Genomic DNA, 17,770 nt, shown 5'->3' with positions numbered 1-17,770 from the left:
TCAGCCGGCCTGCAAGAAGCTCTGCAGCACCATCTTGCGGCCGGCCTTGTCGAAATCGACCGTCAGCTTGTTGCCGTCGACCGCCGCCACGGCGCCATAGCCGAATTTCTCGTGGAACACCCGCGCGCCCTTGCCGAAGGCCGAGGACGCGGAGGATTTGGCGACGAGCTCGCCTTCGATCTGCATCGGCCCGCGCCGCGCCGCGCCCTGCGCAAAGCCCCGCGCGCCGCTTTTGGCGCCCTCTCCGCGCGTTTCCTGCGCGCGGCTCTGGGCGCGCCGCCAGCCGGGCGTGCCATAGGACGAGCCGAAGGAATCCATATTCGCGAAGCGCGACTGGGCGTAGCCGCCATAGGCCGCGCCCGAGGCCGCCTCGACCACCTCGACATGATCGGGCGGCAGCTCGTCGAGAAAGCGCGAGGGAAGCGTCGTCTGCCACAGTCCGTGGATGCGGCGATTGGAGGCGAAGGTGATTTTCGCGCGCCGCCGCGCCCGCGTGATGCCGACATAGGCGAGCCGGCGCTCCTCCTCAAGCCCGGCCCGGCCCGATTCGTCGAGCGAGCGCTGATGCGGAAACAGCCCCTCCTCCCAGCCCGGCAAAAAGACGGTCTCGAATTCGAGACCCTTGGCCGCATGCAGCGTCATGATCGAGACGCGCGGGCCGGCGTCCTTCGATTCGGCGTCCATGACCAGCGAAATATGTTCAAGAAAGGCCGCGAGGTCCGGAAACTCCTCCATCGCCCGCACCAGCTCCTTGAGGTTGTCGAGCCGTCCGGCGGCCTCGGCGGTGCGGTCCTTGCGCCACATGTCGGTGTAGCCGGACTCCTCCAGAATGGCCTCGGCGAGCTCGCCATGCGGCCTTTCGCCGATCTGCGCGGCCCAGCGGTCGAAATCGGCCAGAAGGCCGCGCAGCGCCTGGCGCTGCTTCGGCTTGATCTCGTCGGTCTCGATCATGAAGCGGGCGGCGGCGGCGAGCGGCATCCGCTCGCGGCGGCCATAATCGTGCAGTTGCTGCAGCGTGCTTTCCCCGATCCCGCGCCGCGGCGTGTTGACGATGCGTTCAAAGGCGAGGTCGTCGGCCGGCTGGGCGACGCAGCGCAGATAGGCGAGCGCGTCGCGGATCTCGGCGCGCTCATAAAAGCGCGGGCCGCCGATCACCCTGTAAGGCAGGCCGAGCGTGATGAAGCGCTCCTCGAACTCGCGCATCTGGAAGGAGGCGCGCACGAGAATGGCCATCTCGTCATAGCCGCAGCCCTTGCGCGCCAGGGCCTCGATCTCCTCGCCGACGACGCGGGCCTCCTCCTCGGAATCCCAGACGCCCGAGACGGTCGGCTTGAGGCCGGCTTCGTCGTCGGTGAACAGGGTCTTGCCGAGCCGGCCCTCGTTATGGGCGATGAGTCCGGCGGCGACGGCGAGAATATGCCCCGTGGAGCGGTAATTGCGTTCGAGCCGGATCACTTTCGCGCCCGGGAAATCGGCCTCGAAGCGCAGGATGTTGTCGACCTCGGCGCCGCGCCAGCCATAGATCGACTGGTCGTCGTCGCCGACGCAGCAGACGTCGCCGCGCCCCTGCGCGATCAGGCGCAGCCAGAGATACTGGACGGCGTTGGTGTCCTGATATTCGTCGACGAGGACATATCTGAAACGGTCCTGATAGTGCCGCAGGACGTCGGGATTCTCCTTGAACAGCCGCAGCGTCTCGAGCAGAAGGTCGCCGAAATCGGCGGCGTTGAGGATTTTCAGACGCTCCTGATACAGCGCATAGAGCGCCGCGCCCTTGCCATTGGCGAAGCTCGCCGCCTCGCCCGCCGGCACATGGGCGGGGTCGAGGCCGCGGTTCTTCCAGGCGTCGATCTGGAAGGCGAGCGCGCGCGCCGGCCAGCGCTTGTCGTCGACGTTTTCGGCCTGAAGAACCTGTTTCAGGAGCCTGATCTGGTCGTCCGTGTCGAGGATGGTGAAGCTCGACTTCAGCCCCACGAGCTCGGCGTGGCGGCGCAGGATCTTGGTCGAAATCGCGTGGAAGGTGCCAAGCCAGGGCATGCCCTCGCCCGCCGGGCCGGCGAGCAGCGCGACGCGCTCCTTCATCTCGCGCGCGGCCTTGTTGGTGAAGGTGACGGCGAGAATCTCATGAGCCCGCGCCCGCCCCTGCGCAAGAATGTGGGCGATGCGCGTGGTCAGCGCCCGCGTCTTGCCGGTGCCGGCGCCGGCGAGAACGAGCACCGGGCCGTCGAGCGTCTCGACGGCCTCGCGCTGCTCCGCATTGAGCCCTTCGAGATAGGGCGCGCCGGCGCCCGCCCGCGCCCTCGCCGCGATCCCGCCCGGGCGCGGGCGCGGCGCGTCAAGATCGTCGAGCGAAAAGGGATCAGTCAATCTCGGCTCCGGTCGGGGTTTTCACGCGCCCTGCGGCCGCGACGGCCCGGCATGAGAACAAAGCGTGACGGCCTTTCTTATCGCGCCTCGCGTGCGGCCTGTCGAGCCCCGCCCGGACGAGGAAAATTGAAGCCGCCGCGCGCCGGCCCTATGGTGCGCTTCCCCTCTCAACCCGGACGGCGACGTTTGCGCGACAGCCTGACCGCCCTCGCCATAGGCGCGATTCTCATTCTCAGCGCCGCGCTCGTCGGCCCCTATCTGGTCGACTGGTCGAGCGCGCGCGGCCTTGTCGAGGCGCAGATCACGCAGGCGAGCGGGCTTGAGGCCAGGATCGGCGGCCGGATCGACCTCAAGCTGTTTCCGACGCCCTCGTTTCGCGTCGAGGACGTCACGCTCGACGCCGGCGCGACGGACGCCTCGCCGCTCAGGCGCGCCTCGGCCGAGGCGGCCCGCTTCGAGATGGCGCTCGCTCCGCTCCTGCGCGGCGAGATCGTGTTCGACGAAGCGCGGCTGACGCGCCCCACTGTGGTCCTGCGCCTGCCGCCGCAGGACGCGACGCCGGAGAAAAAGGCGCGCGAAGCCGCCTTTGCGCCGCCCTCTTTACGCTTTTCCGCGCTGCGGGCCTCGGACGCGACCCTGATCGTCGAAGACGCCGAGGGCCGGCGCAGGCTCGAAGCGTCGGGCCTCGACCTCAAGGCCGAGGCGCAGTCGCTCCGGGGGCCCTTCAAGGGCGAAGGCTCGGCCGAACTGGCCGCGCCCGGGCTTTCGTCCGCCGACGGCCGCAAATCACGGATCTCGTTCCGGTTCGGCTCCGGCGTCGCCGAGGGGGGCGTCCTGCCTCTGAGGATTCTGGCGCAGACGCCGCTCGGCGCGCTGACTTTCGAGGGCGAGGCGGGCGTTTCCGGCGCGCTGAGGCTCGAAGGCGCGCTGCGCCTCGAAGACGGTGAGGCGCGCGCCGACGCCCGGCTCGCGCTGACGCCGCAGACGGCGGTCTTCTCGGCGCTCGAAGCCTCATGGGGCGAAGCGCCGCGCGCGCTTCTCGCCAGGGGCGGAGCCGAAGTCGATCTTTCCGGCGCAAGGCCGCAGGCGGTCGTCACGCTCGCGGCCGGGCAGCTCGACCTCGACAGGCTGCGCGCCCTCGCCCCGGCGCGCTCGGCCTTTCCAATCTTCACGCCGCCCTTCCCGCTCACGCTGCATCTTTCCGCCGGCGACATGCTGTTCGGCGGATCGAGCTTTTCGGACGTCTCGGCCGATCTCGTCTTTCCCTTCAGCGACGCGCGAAGCCAGATTCGCTTTTTTGCGCGAGGGCCCGGCGCGTCGCGGCTTTCGCTCGACGGCGCGGCGCGCTGGACGCTTGCGCCCGACTTCGACGGGCGGATCGTGGCGGGCGCCGACGATCTGCTCCGGCTGCGGCCCTTTGCGGCGGCGCTCGGCGTCAAGGCGCCGGCGGCCGGGTTCGCCCATGGTTTCGAACTTTTTGCCGACGCGAAGATTTCACGCGGCGGCGTTTTCATGCGAACGCTCGACCTGACGCTCGACGGAACCCGCTTCACAGGCGCGGCGGACTACAGCTTCGCCACGGCGGACGCGCCGGCGCGCGCAGACGCCTCGCTCGCCGCGCAAAGACTCGATCTTGCCGGGCCGCTCGCCGCGCGCGCGTTTGCGCAGAGCGGCGCGGCGCCTGACGGGCGGCTGCGCCTTAACGTGACGGAGCTTGTCGTCGGCGCTTCGCCCCCGCTCGGCGCGCTGCGGCTCGCGGCCTCCCGGACGGGACAGGACGTGCGTCTCGACGAACTGACCTTCGACGGGCGCGACGGCGACTTCGCCCATGCGACGGGGCGGCTCGCGGACGGGGTGGCGCGCATCGACGCCGCAATCAGGCTGCCGAAGACCGGACCGCTGACGCAGGCGCTGGCGCAAATTTCGTCAGCCCCCGGCCCGCGCCGCGCGCTCGCCCGCCTCTCAAGCCTCACGCCGGTCGATCTCGACCTTACGTTCGAGGCGGCGGGCGAAGGCGACGGCTTCACGCTCAGATCGCTCAAAGCCCATGGCGCGCTCGGCGAGGCGGTCGTCTCCGCCAGCGCCGAGGGAGACCTTGCGCGCGGCGAGGCGAACGTCGTGTCGATCGTCGCGGATTCACGCGCGAGCCTGCCGCTCCTGCGCGTCGCGGGCCTCGCCGCGCCGGGCGCGGCCGACCCGGGCCGCGCCCATGTGGACTTCGTCGCCCGGGCGGAGCCGGGTTCAGCGACGCGGCGCGCGCGGCTCGAAGCCGCGATCGGCGACGCGCGGCTGACGTTCGAAGGAGACCTTGGCGGCGGCCTCGCCGCGCCGAGGGCTGAGGGCGGTCTTTCCTTCTCCGCCCGCGACGCCGCGCCGGCGCTGCGCGCGCTCGGCCTCGTCCTGCCGGATTTCGCCCAGAAGCCGCCGGCGTCATTCTCCGCGACGCTGTCGCTGGCGCCCGAGACGACCAGGCTCGACGCGCTCGCGGGCGTGTTCGGGACGACGCGCTTTTCGGGCGGGCTTGCGCTCAGCGGCGCCGAATGGAGCGGCGCCCTGCGGCTCGACCGGCTGGAGGCCGGCGCCCTCGCCGCGCTTGTTCTGGGGCCGCCCGAACCGGCGAAGGCCGGCGCGCTCTGGCCCGCGCTCGCCTTCGCCGCGCCCGTGTTCGATCCGCCGCGCGCGCGGATCCCGCTCGAAGCCCGCGAAATGGCCTTCGCCGCGCCGCTCGCGCCGATGCGGGCGGCGCGCATGATCCTCGTGCTGAAGCCTGGACAGGTCGCGGTCGAGGATTTTTCGGCGACCCTCTCCGGCGGCGGCGCGGCGCAGGGCGCGCTTTCGCTCGCAAGGGCCGGCGGCGAAGCCTCGCTGTCCGGCCGCGTCAGCGTCTCGGGCGCGGCGCTCGACCTCGCCTCGGCGCGCGGAAAATTCGATCTCGCGCTTGATGTTTCGGGCTCGGGAAGCAGCGCCGAGGCGCTCATGGGAAGCCTCGCGGGCGCGGGCGCGGGCCGGATCGACGGGCTCGTCGCGCCGCGCGCCGACGCGGGGGCGCTCGCGCGCGTCGTCGCCGCCTATGACGACGACACGCGCGAACTGTCGGCGAAGGCGGTCGGCGCCGCGCTCGCCACGGAGCTCGCGCGCGCCGACTTCCGGGCGAACGCTCTGGCCTTTTCGGCCACGCTGCAATCCGGCGTCGTCTCCTTCGTCGCGCCGCCGGGCGCGACAACGCCCGTCCTTTCCGGCTCCTACGACCTGCGACAGGGCGTGTTTTCGCAAAGGCTCGCGCTTGAGGCGGCGGCGCCGAAAGGCTGGCGGGGCGACCCGCCGCGGGCGGCCCTGCTCACGCAAGGGCTGCTCAGCGGCCCACAGACGGTCGAAGTCGACGCGGCCTCGCTTTCGAACGCGCTGGCGCTGCGGGCGCTCGACCGTGAAAACGCCCGCATCGACTCCTTCGCCGACGATCTGCGCGAACGTTCCTTTTTTCGCCGACGCCTCGACTCGGAGCGCCGCCGCGAGGCCGAGCGCGCACGGGCCGCCGCCGAAAAGGCGGCGCGCGACTCCACGACGGCGACGCAATAGGCCGTGGGCCGCGAGGGCCCGGCCCGGCCGCGCGCCCCTGTCAATCGCGACGCGGGCATGCTTCAACCTGTCTGTCGTCAGCTTCGACGGCGGGCTTCACGGCCCGGCGCCCGCGAGACCCGCCATGACCTCAGCACTCGAACCCGACGCCCCGCCGTTTTCCCTGGCCGAAGCCGGACGCGCCGGCGCTCCCTCGCATCCCGAGGAGATGAAGGCGCATGTCGCGCTGCGGATCGGCGACAGGGTCGCGCTGAACGCCTCGGCGCGGCTCACGCCCGCGGGCCTCGTCTGCGGCGCGATCGCCGTTTCGGCGGCCCTGCTGTCCGCCGCCGCCCTCGTCCGCGCCGCGCGGGGGGCAAAGGCGCGCTGAGTGTCCCGCCCGCCTTTTCTCCTCCCGTCTTGCGGACGCCGCCGCGAGCCGATCGTGAGCCGCGCCATGAAGCTTTACTCCGAAGACAGTTCGCCATTTTCAGCGCCGGTGCGCGCGACGATCTACGCCAAGGCGCTCGACGTCGAGATCGCGCCGCCGCCCGGCGGCCTGCTCTCGACGAAATTCAGCGCGATCAATCCGCTCGGCACGATCCCCTGCCTCATTCTCGACGACGGCGCGCCGCTGCCGGAATCGGCCGCGATCATGGAGTATCTCGAGGATCGATTTCCCGTCCCCGCCCTGCGTCCGGACGGCGCCGAGGCGAGCGCGAAGATGCGTCTGCTCCAGCGCATCGGCGAATTGCAGATCCTGACGCCGCTCGCGGAGCTCAACCGGCGCGCCGACCATGAGAGAAACGAGATCGCGGCGATCTGGCTGACCCGTCTCGTGCGCGGGCTGTCGGCGCTGCAGGCGTTCATCAGCGAGGAGCGTTTCGCCGCGGGGACGCGCCTGACCCTCGCCGACTGCGAGATCGCCCCGGCCTTGTTCATGCTGCCGAAAGTCGCGGCGCTGTTCGACAAGCCGAAGCTGCTCTCGGCCTATCCGAAACTCGAACGCTACGCCGCCAGCGTCGCCGAGGAGCCGGCGATCTCCCGCGTTCTCGCCGAACTGGCCCCAAGCTGGAGCTGAGCACAAGTCTCCGACGATCGGACTCGACCAAAACGGCGCGCGTCGACGTTCGTCGCGCGCAGAAACTTCACATTGAAGCGCGCAGGCCGCGACGAGCGTGATCCAGGATTAAGGATTGCCAAGCCTTCGACTCTATGTTTTATTTTGAAATCTGCATGCATTCTTTATGCTGAATTAAAGCAGCCCGTTGTTTATTGCACCTTTTTGGCGCATATGAAGTATTGCACTCCGCGCATTGAATATGAAACAAAGAACATAAAACAAAGCTCCTCGCATATGGCCAGGTCGAGCTTGCTTTGGAAACGCAGATAGCCATCTCCTGAAATTTCAAGAAAGTCGCGGCCAAGCTTTTCGACCGCCGTTCTGTTGCGACGGGTCTGGCCTAAGCCTCCGCTCCAGTCGGGCGGCGCGCCGATATCCACGATCTTTGTCTTCGCGGCGACGTGTCGTTCGCGCATCCCGTTGTTGAAATTTGTTTCAGTCATTCATTGCCGGCTGCGAGCGCGGGCGAAAACGTCAGCGCCACGGCGCAGCCGACGGAGGTCGGAGACCTCGCCATGGACGCAAAGGCGCCGCCCACGCAAGACGCGCTGACGCCGAAACAGCGACGGAAGTTGCTCAAAGCCGTGACGTTGGAGCCGGAACGGGCCGCTCGGGCCCTGGCGCTCGACATGCGCGGAGGGTCCGACCCTCTCAACTTCGAAGGCGTTCGCGCAGCCTTTCTGACGTTGGCCCGCCGTGACGGAAGCCAATCCGCAACCGATTTCGCGAAGTTCCTGCTGGATCTGCTGGGTCGCCGCAATCAGCTCAGCTCATTCGCCACGGCGTTGCTTATGCTCGAGCCCGACACTTGCGCGCCGGGCACGCCGCAGGCGGCCCCGTCGAACGGCGCGGGTTGCCGCATGACCCCCGAAACCTCCGATTTTTTTGAACGCGCCCGGCGCTGGAGTTGTCGCATCGAAATCGACGGCCGCGTTCAGGGATCGGGCCTGGTGGTCGGCCCGAGCCTCGTGCTCACCGCCTGGCACGTCGTCCGCTCCAAGGACCCCAAAAGCGCCAGCGGCCGAATTTTCGTGCGGCTCTCGGACGGCCGCACGGTTCCGGCGCTCCCAAAACTCGTCGTGGACTCGCCTGCGACCGCTCTTGAGCTGAAAAACACCTTCGCCGCCGCCGACGCCGCCGACCCCGACTACCATGATCATCATGACCTCGCGCTGATACGCCTTGCGGGTTTTGACGGCGTCCGTATCGGCTATCCGACGCTGTCGTCCGCCGGGAACGCCAATCCGGCGCCGGCCAACTGTCTGGCCGTGTTTGACTTTCCGAAGGGAAACTCGGTCGGATACGCAAACGGCAGGCTGATTTCGTCCCCGGGCCTGACGAAGCGCCTGATTCATGACGCCGCGACGAGTTCCGGTTCGTCCGGGGGCGCATGCTTCGACTTTAATCGGCAGTTCATGGGCGTCCATCAAGGCCGCTCCCCTAAAAACCGGCGCCTCGTGCCGGCGACGACCGTCCTGCCCGTGATTCGGGATGTCATCGCAAGGGACGTCGCGCCTGCCTATCTCTGGCGACTGGACGAAGACCTCGTCATCGGCCGCGACGCGTTCTTTGAAGCGGTGAAGGCCTTGATCCGCGAAAACGCCCGTCCGCGCGGCGTCAGGGTCAAGCGGCTCGACGCCGAACGCCAGCCGACGCGCGGCCTCTCCTTTTCGAGGCGTCTGCTGGATCAGATTCTGGAGCGCGACGGTCCCCGGCGGCATCGGGTCGTCGAACTCACTTTTGAGCGCTTTTCGGTCGAGGTGCTTGACGAGATCGCCCGTCGCGCCGGCGGGCCGGCCGCAGCGGCGCAACCGGGTCTGGGCACAAACGAAACCACGCGGCAGGCGACCGTCAAATCCCGCGCGGAGACGCTTGCGTCGCAACTCGATGACAAGGCGAGCGCGGCCGGCCAACTCTGGTGGTTCGTTTTTCTTCAGGCGCCGCGACGCCTCGCGTCGAACGAGACGATGGAGCTCGAAGAGTTCTGCGCTGCGGCCATCCGGCGCCGGTCTCTGCGCGTCGTGATGCTCGGCTTTGAACGCCTCGGAACTCCCGGACCGGAGCTGAACGGCGTCGAGGCCAGCGACGATGGAGAGCCCGGCTTTCTCGTGGAGATCTTCGGCGCCGTCGAGGCGAGCGACATCGCCCATGTCGTCGAACTCGCCGCCGCCGATTTCGGCCGCCGGTTCACGACGCACGAAGCCGACATCCGCCTCGACGACATTTTGCGCCAGATTCCGCCGGACACGGCGATAAACGGGCGTTACGGGCTTGGCGCGATCAAAAGCCTCTGCCGCGCGATCGACTCCGACCTGTGGAGAATCGGCGGACTGAAGCGCGCGCCCAAAACGCGACGCGCAGGCGCCCCCGCGCTGGCGAGAATGATCAACGACGCCCTCCGTTTCGCCGCCCTGTCGGGACTGTTCTCGCCCGAGGACGCATTCCATTGCGCCCACGCGCCAGACCCATGCGCCCTGGCCGTCGCGGCCTCGACGCTCGCCAATTGCTGTGAAACCGGACGCGGCGACGGCCGCTGGCTGATGCGCGCCGGGCATCGCCAGCGACTGCTTCTCGAACTCGCCGAAAACGGAAGCCTTGCGGCCGCGATCGTGGAACGGCGCAAGCGCGCCCCTGACGACGACGCGAAGGACATCCTCGACGCGCTCGCCGGCAAGGGCGTCTTCGCGAAAGGCGCCGCGACGCCGCAGGAGGCCGCCGCGGCCGAGCGCTTCGTCACGACCCTTGAGCGGCTCGGTCCGCGCCTGTGCGCAAGGCACGGCGCAACGAAACGGCTTGACAAGGCGATGTTCGCGTGCGGCCGCGCCGCAGACGGCGCCCGGCCGCCTGATCCGTCGATCCGCTTCGTCGGACGTCATAAGGAAGAACGGAAGCTCGCGCGACTTTTGTCCAAAGCGAAGTGCCGTCGTCCGCCGGTCGGCGCCGTGTTGATCTCCGGGTCGGGAGGGATAGGCAAATCGACCTTGCTGGAGCGGGCGGTCGAGCAATGGCGCAAAAGCGCCCCGCCGAGGGCGCGGGTCGTGCGGCTCGACTTCGACCGGCCGAGCCTTGACGCCCTTGATCCTGTCGGACTGACGCTCGAGGCGGCGCGGCAGCTCGGCGTCGTCGATCCCGCGCATGCCGGCGCCGTCACGAAGACCAGCGATGCGGCGACGACGCTGCGCCGCGATCAGCCGACGCGCGGCGAACAACCGGACAGGCTTGCGCCGAAACGGCTCATGGCGCTGAAGGCGCTCATTCCACCGGCGGCGAGCGGCTCGCGCCCGACGCTCGTCGTCATGGACACCTGTGAGGCGCTCCGCGCGCGGGGGGCGACGCATCCAGAGCGCGTGTTCGTCTGGCTCGACAGCCTGTTCAAACTCGGCGTCGGCCCGCTGACAGTGATTGCGGCGGGTCGGGGCGACGCCTTCGGCGGTCTCTCCGGCCGTGCGATCAGACGTCTCGCCAAATTGCAGCCCCTGTCCGACAAGGACGCGAGCCAGATTGTGGCCGGCTCATCGAGTGACGTGTCCGAAGATCCGGCGTTGCAGGCGCTTCACGGATATCCGCTCCTGCTCGAACTGGCCAGCAAGTCCCTCGACGGCGGCGCTCTCGTCGAGGCTTTGATCGAGCGCATCCTTCTCTCTCGCCTGCCGAATCCGTCGCTCAAGCGGTTCGCCAGATGTGGGCTGGTCGTGCGCTGGCTTACGCCGTCTCTGGCCGCGGACCTCGCCGTCGCCTGCGGCCTGAACCTGCAAAGCCCGCGCGGCGCCGAAGCTGAACGCCTCGTCGGCGAATTGTCCCGGCAACAGTGGCTTTGCGAAACGTTCGACCCGCGCCTCGCGCGAAACCGCGACGGCGATGACCCGAACGAGGACAAGACCGACGTCGCGCCCGGCGAGGGCGCCGCCTGGATCAGGATCAGGCCGGAGATCCGCCGGCAGATCCTTCCCCTGCTCCGCTCCGCCGCGCCCGATCAATGCAGGCAGGTCGATGAATGCGCGGCGCGGTGGTTCGAGCGACGTCCTGATCCGCTGTGCCGCACGGAGGCTCTTTATCATCGCCTGCAGTTGATGCGGTCGGGCGGCGAAGCGCCGACGATCGATCGGTCGATTGCGAGGAATTTCGGCCTGCGCACCCTGGACGAGCTTCCGCCCGGGGCGCAGGCTGTTCTGTCCGCCGCACAACACGATGTGGGCGGACCCGTCTCCGACCAACAGATCGTCGACATGAAATGGCGCGCCGCCGCCGCTCATACGGTGGACCATTCCGGCGCTTTGGACCTGCGCGCCTACATGGAGAAAAGCGACTGGGTCGAGGCCGGGCGCATCTTCAAGCGGGAATTCGAGGGACGCCTGCTGGCCCGCGCGAGCGACGCCGCCGACGCCGCCCGCACTTTTTTGTGGCGCGCCGGACGCTGGAGCGAAGCGCGTGGACTGCTCGGCGCAGGCCTCGCATGCGAACGCCCGGGCGCGTTGCGCCAGCTCGACCGGACGGCCTGGCTCGAGATGCGGGCGGAATTCGACTTCGCGCGTTTTGTCGATGAGCTCCGCGCCGCCGCGCGGCGCCGTCCGGAGCAAGGAGCATGCGACCTCGCGGCAGCTCTCACGCGCAATCCGCTCTATGGCGCAGCCTTCGACCTTGGTGCGGGGGCGCTCGGATTCTGCCTCGAAACGGCGCGCGTCGAGCGGCCGCCGGCGGCCAGGCGCCTTGCGGATCCGGTAGGCGCCGCTTTCGATCTGTGGGGCGCGCCGCAGGATGAAGAGCGTCGCTCGTGGCGACTGTCCCAAGCGGTTCTGATCGCCAATCGCCAACGGCAGGAGCACGGCCACGCGCCGCTTCCGACCTCGAGCGAGGGCGAGCGGAGCGCGTCGGCCTGCGCCCGCGCGCTCGCGTCGCTCACGCCCTACGCCGCGCCGTTCGTCATGCGTCTTCGCTTGTCCGGCGCCGATTTCGACACAAGGCCGGATCTCGACAACATCGAGATCCTGCGCGATCTCGGCGCCTTCGCCGAATGGAGCGCCTTAGCCGAATGGGGCGCCGCCGCGCAGCCGCGCCCCGCCGATCCCCGGCTCGCCGCGGACCTCAGCCTTATCGCTCAAGCCGCCGGCCGCTTCCGGGAAACCGTCTTCGGTCGCTGGGCCTATCCCGCGCCGCCGCCAGAGCGCTGGCCAAAGCCCTCGCGCGCTCACGAGGCTGACCTTTCGCGCGACGGCGGGACACTCAAATTCATGCGCGCGGCCGACCGCGCGGTCATCCGCGCCTCCAAGGAGACGATCAAGGCCACAGGGCCGCGCAGCCTATTCCTGACGTCGCTTCGAAAGGAAAAATCCATGGACGAATTCGTCGATCGGCCGCCTGGCGTCGGGCGGAGAAGCCATGAAGAAAGCATGGCCGCGCTTGAGACCCTGATACCCAGATTCAGGCAGGCGGCGGCGAAAATGATCGAGACGCAGCCCGACTGGGCGGCCCGCTTCGGCATGACCGACAGCCAGGCTCTCGACGCGCTGTCCGCCGGTCCCGCAAGGCTCGAGACGCTTGGCGTCAATCCGCCGGCGCTCGAGGCCCTGATCAGGATGGCGGGCCGGCCGCCGCTGATCGTGCGCGACAACAAGGTCGAGTTGCAGCCGCTGTTCGATTTTCCTGCCGACACGGATGTCAAGATCAGGCGGGTCGAGCCGCTCGTCGCGTCCGTCGGCCGCGTCGAATTCGTGAACCACGACATGATCTGGGGCGGAACCGCGTGGGTGCTCGACAAGACGGCCGAAGCCTGCACGGTGGTGACCAACCGGCATGTCGCCGAACTGGTCGCGCGACGCGCGGCGAACGGCGCCGGCGTGTTCATGCGCTCGCCCGTGACCGGCCTGAAATTTGGCGCGGCGGTCGACTTCAACGAGGAGATCGACGCGCGCAGGGAGGATGCGCGCGCCGCCCCGGTTCTCGCGGTGACCTACCTCGCCGAAAATCACGCGGCCGACGCCGCTCTCATGAAAGTCTCCCTGCCGTCCGGCGTCGCATGGACCCTGCCCGCGCCGATCGAATTGGCCGAGCGCGACGGCGAGCTCAACGAGCTTGTCGCGGTGATCGGCTATCCGGCCCGGGATTCACGCAACGAAAAAGACTCGGAAGCGATCGCGGCCCTGGCGCGATATTTCAACGACGGCTATGACCTCAAGCGCTTCTCGCCCGGCATGCTGATCCGATCGACGTCGACCGACGGACTGATCCGCTATGATTGCACGACCCTTGGCGGCAATTCCGGCTCTCCCGTGGTCAGCCTCGACCAGCGCGCGGTCATCGGCCTGCATTTCGCCGGCGCCTACGGCGTCGAGAACACCGCCGTCTCTCTGACGACGCTGCGCGCCCTGCGCGACCGCGGCGGCCGCGGGCTGAGCCCGGGCGCGCTGCTTCACGACCAGGCGGCGCAGGAAGCCCGCGCCGACGGCGTTCACAGCGCCGAAGACCTCGCGAACCGCGCAGGCTATGAGTCCAATTTTCTCGGAGACCGGTTCGTCGCGCCCTGGCCGGGGCTGAGCGCCGACGTCGAGGCCACGCTCGCTCGTCCTGCCGATGCGACGGAGGACCGGCCGCATGAGCTGCGTTACACTCACTTCGGCGTCAAATTCTCAACGGTTTTCAAGCTGCCGGCGATCACCGCCGTGAATATTGACGGCGAGCTTTCGGTTCCGATCAAGCGCGGCGCCGACCAATGGTTCTTCGACGCCCGCATTCCGCTCGAAACACAACATGGCGCGGCAGCCTACGCGGACCCCAGCATCGACCGCGGCCATATGGTGCGCAGAGAGGATCCGAACTGGGGCGCCGACGCGCGGCAGGCCAACGCCGACACTTTCCATTATGTCAACAGCGCGCCGCAACATTCCGATCTGAACCAGGGCAAGACTCTGTGGCAGGGGCTCGAAAACTACATCCTTGGCAGCGCGCGCACCTATGGCTTCAGGGCCTGCGTCTTTACAGGACCCGTATTCGGCGAAGACGATCCGGAGATCGACGGACTCCGGGTTCCTCTGGAATTCTGGAAGCTCGTCGCCATGATCGGCGCGGATCGAGAGAGCCTGCACGCCACCGCCTATCTGTTGAGTCAGGGGCAGCTCATCCGCAAGCTCATCGAAAAACGCAATCGCCCGGAAGCGCGCGAGGGCGCCCGGCTCCTCGGCGCATATCGCACGTTCCAGATCAGGATCGCCGATCTGGCCGAAGCGACGGGCTATGATTTCGCGGCGTTCATTGGCGCCGATCCGCTGGGCCGCCTCGACGCGCTCAAGGAAGCCGTCACGGCCAATCAGCCGGTCGTCTTCGAGCTGAACGAAATGGCCGACGCGGTGCTCTGACGCGACGCCGAACCCGATGGAGCTGCCCATGAAGAAGATCTCGGCCGGCCGGCTCGGACGCCCTGATGACGTCGTCATCGAGATTCCGGACTATGCGTGGGCGCGACCTTTCGACGTAAGGGATGCGGGCGCGCAAAGGCGCGACATGTCGGTCGAGAGCGCGCAGCGCTCCGGCGGGCTGGTCGACGACGCGCTGACCGACGCGCTCGAAGCCGCGGGCTTCGAGATCGCCGGAGACGCGCTGGCGCATCTTGCGCCAGAAGGGGCTTTCCGAAGCGCCCCCGGCGAGGCGGGCGCGGTCAAGGTCATGACGGGGCCGGGAGAAAACGCCCTGTTGCTCGTCGAGAGCGAAGGCGGCGTCTTTGGCTGGATGCGGCCGCAAGCCGACGACGCTTCCGGCGAACGTCGTGGAACGCCCGGCTCCGTCATATTTGAATTCCCGCTCGCCGAACAGACCGGGACGCGCGGCGGGCTCCGCAGCTGGCTGTCCGAAGCTCTGCTGAGACCTATTCGGGTGCGGGTCCTGAAATTTGCCGCGCGGCTCACCATCGAGGCCGCCGCCGCGCGCATCGAAAGCGGCAACCCGGCCGGGCTTGTCGCCGTCGACGGCAAGACTCCCTCGCTCTGGAAGGCGAACGTCGGCGTTCCACAGATCTCCGCCCCGACAGATCGACCCGCCCGCGTGTTGTTGCTGGCGCATGGAACCTTCTCGTCCACGGCCGGCAGTTTCGGTCATCTCGCGCTCAACACGGACGGAGAAGCGTTTCTAGACGCGGCGTTGTCAACCTATGACGCCGTTCTCGGCTTCGACCACAAGACTCTGACGGAAGACGTCGAGACCAACGCCGAAGCCCTCGCCGACGCGCTCTCCGGCCTGCCGCAGGGAGCCATCGTCGACGCGATCGCCTTCAGCCGCGGAGGGCTTCTGCTTCGCATTCTCGTTGAAGAGATCTTTCCCCTGCGCCGGCCGGACGTGCGGTTTCGCAAGGCCGTGTTCGTCGGCTGCGCCAACGCCGGAACGCATCTCGCCGAGCCCGACAACTGGGATGCGCTGGTCAATCTCTACACCAATGTCGTCATGGCGGGCGCGCGGGTCGTCACGGGATTTTCGGGCGCCGTCGCGCTCGGCGCGCTGATTTACGTCGCCATGAAGACACTCGGCGAATTCGCGCAGGCGCTCGCGCAGGAGGCCGTGGCCGAGCGCCTGCTGCCCGGCCTCGCCTCCATGCGGCCCGGCGGCGCGACGGCGCGGCGGCTTCTCGCGCTCGATGGACCTCTCTCCAATCCGCCGGATTATTATGTCGTGCAATCCAACTTCACGCCGCGTTTCGAGCCGTCGAAAGGACTGACGCGGGAGCTCGCGCAACTGTTGCTCGACAGGGTCACGAACGATCTGTGGCGCGGCGCGCCTAACGACCTTGTGGTCGACACAGACTCGATGAGCAATTTTGGCGCGCGTGGAAAGTTGTTCTGGAAGGGCCGCGAACTCGACTTCGGAGACACGGAGGCCGTCTATCATACGATCTATTTCGCGTCGCCGCGGCTTTGCCGCTATCTGTGCGAGACGCTCGATCTTCCCATGACGGATGACGCGGCGACGCACAGCGAGGCGTCGATGGATTTCAGCAGACTTGAAGAAGCTTCAGCCTCGCTTGAGAGCATGTCGCGCTGGACGCCGATCATCAAGGAATATGGTTCTCTTTTGCCGATCACGCCGTCGGAACAGGCCGGGGCTTATGGCGACGGCCGACGCTCCGCGCCCGAGCGGGTCATTTTCGCCGGGCGCGACGAAGGGCCGTTTTCTCCCGATCCGGAAGAGCCTTCGTTTTCATGCAACGTCATGGCCTCCATGCCGGAGGCGCCGCGTCTTGGCCGTTCGGTCGATCTTGACGTGACGCTATCGCACGAAGACATCGAAGCGCCCGCCGGCGCCGTTTACGCCGCCAAAAAGCTTTCAGTCGCTCCAGGACGCAAGATCCGTATTCAGGTCGTCGCGAGGTCCAATTGCGTCATTGTCGGCGAGGATGAGGAAGGAATATCACCCCCGGCGCCTGGCGAGCCGCAGAACCTGACCTTCAGGTTGCGCGGAACGGCGGCGGGGCCGGCGGAAGTCTGGGTCAACGCATATCAGGGCCCGCTCCGCCTCGCCCGCCTCGTCCTCCAGCCGCGATTTTCCGCCGCGGGGACAATCACGGCCTTCGCCTCGGCGCAGTCAGGAGCGCCCGACCTCCCGTTGCTCGATCTGAATATTTTCGAGGACCGGCTGGCGGATGGCGGATGGCGGTTGCGTTTTCTCGCAAGCTGCGAAGAGCTCGGCGTTCATAATGATTATCAAACCGACGACAATGCTTTCAACCGATCCGACAAGATCGACTACGTCAAGGCGCTCTACAAGAGACTCGAGAACTGGGCGGCCGATGACCAGGCCGATTATAAGGCGCTCTCGCTGAGCGCGCGCAACGTCGGCTCCGTGTTGTTTCGTGGTCTTTTTCCAGAGGCTTTACGGCGCCTGCTGTGGGACAACCGGGAGCGCATCGGTTCGATTCAGGTCTTTTCGCGTGAACCGTCCATCCCTTGGGAAATCGCCTACATGACGGCGCCGGACGGCGACTCGGCGCAGCGCGGCGGCGCGTTTCTTGCCGAGATGGGACTGACGCGCTGGATCGCGAACGTGCCCCTGCCTCCTGTCCGCCTCCGTCTGCGTCAGGGCAAGGCGCTCTATTGCGCGCCGGATTACCTCGATCGCAACTACAGACTCGCGCATGTCGAGCAGGAAGTGTCGATGCTCAAGACGCTGCTCGACGCGAAGCCCGTCGAAGGACGGCTTGGCCCGATTCTGAAAACGCTTGCGCAGGAAGACGACGTCGATTTCGACCTGCTTCATTTCGCCTGTCACGGCGCAGGCGATCCCGAACAGGTGTGGAACTCGGGTCTGATTCTCGCCGGCTTCATAAGAAACAACCGCGTCGTCCGCGAGGAGCTGAGCGTCGACGACGTGAGCGCCGGCGCCGCCCTGGACAAGGACGACGTTCGCCGGATCATCTTCCTCAACGCCTGCCAGTCAGGCGTCGGAGGATATGCGCTGAGCGGCGCGGGCGGTCTCGCCCAGGCGTTCGTGCAGAAAGGCGCAGGGTTGTTCGTCGGCACATTATGGTCGATTGGCGACCAGCCGGCGGTTCCGTTCTGTGAAGCGTTCTACAAGGGATTGAAGGTCGGCCGGACCGTGATGGAGTCGATTCGCGCCGCCCGGCAGGCGGCGAAAGGAGCCCGCAACGATTTCACATGGCTCGCCTACACTGTCTATGGACACCCCTACGCACGCGTTTCGATGGAGGATGTTCCTGCAGCCTGACAGGCGCGCGCCCCCGAAGAAAGC

The 17,770-nt window shown here is 67.8% G+C and carries 7 protein-coding genes; 5 read left to right on the top strand and 2 right to left on the bottom strand.

Going from position 1 to position 17,770, the window contains the following annotated elements; genetic code table 11:
* On the bottom strand, window positions 1-2,367 hold the full coding sequence (locus ACILRB_RS06990; RefSeq protein WP_395665576.1) for an ATP-dependent helicase: 2,367 nt from the start codon (window positions 2,365-2,367) through the stop codon (window positions 1-3).
* Between the two features lie 186 nt (window positions 2,368-2,553).
* On the opposite strand from ACILRB_RS06990, the gene ACILRB_RS06985 reads away from it, so the two are divergent.
* From ACILRB_RS06985 to ACILRB_RS06975, 3 genes are all read left to right on the top strand, one after another.
* On the top strand, window positions 2,554-5,943 hold the full coding sequence (locus tag ACILRB_RS06985; RefSeq protein ID WP_395665575.1) for an AsmA family protein: 3,390 nt from the start codon (window positions 2,554-2,556) through the stop codon (window positions 5,941-5,943).
* Between the two features lie 124 nt (window positions 5,944-6,067).
* Window positions 6,068-6,313 carry a hypothetical protein gene (locus ACILRB_RS06980; protein WP_395665574.1) on the top strand — a complete coding sequence of 82 codons (246 nt, stop codon included), beginning with the start codon at window positions 6,068-6,070 and terminating at the stop codon, window positions 6,311-6,313.
* Window positions 6,314-6,367: 54 nt separating this feature from the next.
* Window positions 6,368-7,003 (top strand): glutathione S-transferase family protein, encoded by a 636-nt coding sequence (locus ACILRB_RS06975; protein WP_395665573.1) that lies wholly within the window; start codon window positions 6,368-6,370, stop codon window positions 7,001-7,003.
* Window positions 7,004-7,194: 191 nt separating this feature from the next.
* On the opposite strand, the gene ACILRB_RS06970 is transcribed toward ACILRB_RS06975, so the two are convergent.
* Window positions 7,195-7,488, bottom strand: coding sequence for a hypothetical protein (locus ACILRB_RS06970; RefSeq protein ID WP_395665572.1), 294 nt, complete (start codon window positions 7,486-7,488; stop codon window positions 7,195-7,197).
* A 72-nt stretch (window positions 7,489-7,560) separates the two neighbouring features.
* Here ACILRB_RS06970 and ACILRB_RS06965 point away from each other — a divergent pair, with 72 nt between their 5' ends.
* Window positions 7,561-14,394, top strand: a complete 6,834-nt coding sequence (locus tag ACILRB_RS06965) for a DNA/RNA non-specific endonuclease (protein WP_395665571.1) — start codon at window positions 7,561-7,563, stop codon at window positions 14,392-14,394.
* Window positions 14,395-14,422: 28 nt separating this feature from the next.
* Window positions 14,423-17,746, top strand: a complete 3,324-nt coding sequence (locus tag ACILRB_RS06960; RefSeq protein ID WP_395665570.1) for a CHAT domain-containing protein — start codon at window positions 14,423-14,425, stop codon at window positions 17,744-17,746.
* Window positions 17,747-17,770: the final 24 nt, after the last annotated feature.

Origin of the sequence: Methylocella sp. (assembly GCF_044226135.1) — a bacterium.
GTDB lineage: Bacteria > Pseudomonadota > Alphaproteobacteria > Rhizobiales > Beijerinckiaceae > Methylocapsa.
The sequence above is the reverse complement of the archived record's forward strand: the minus strand, read 5'-3'. Positions and strand labels throughout refer to the sequence as shown.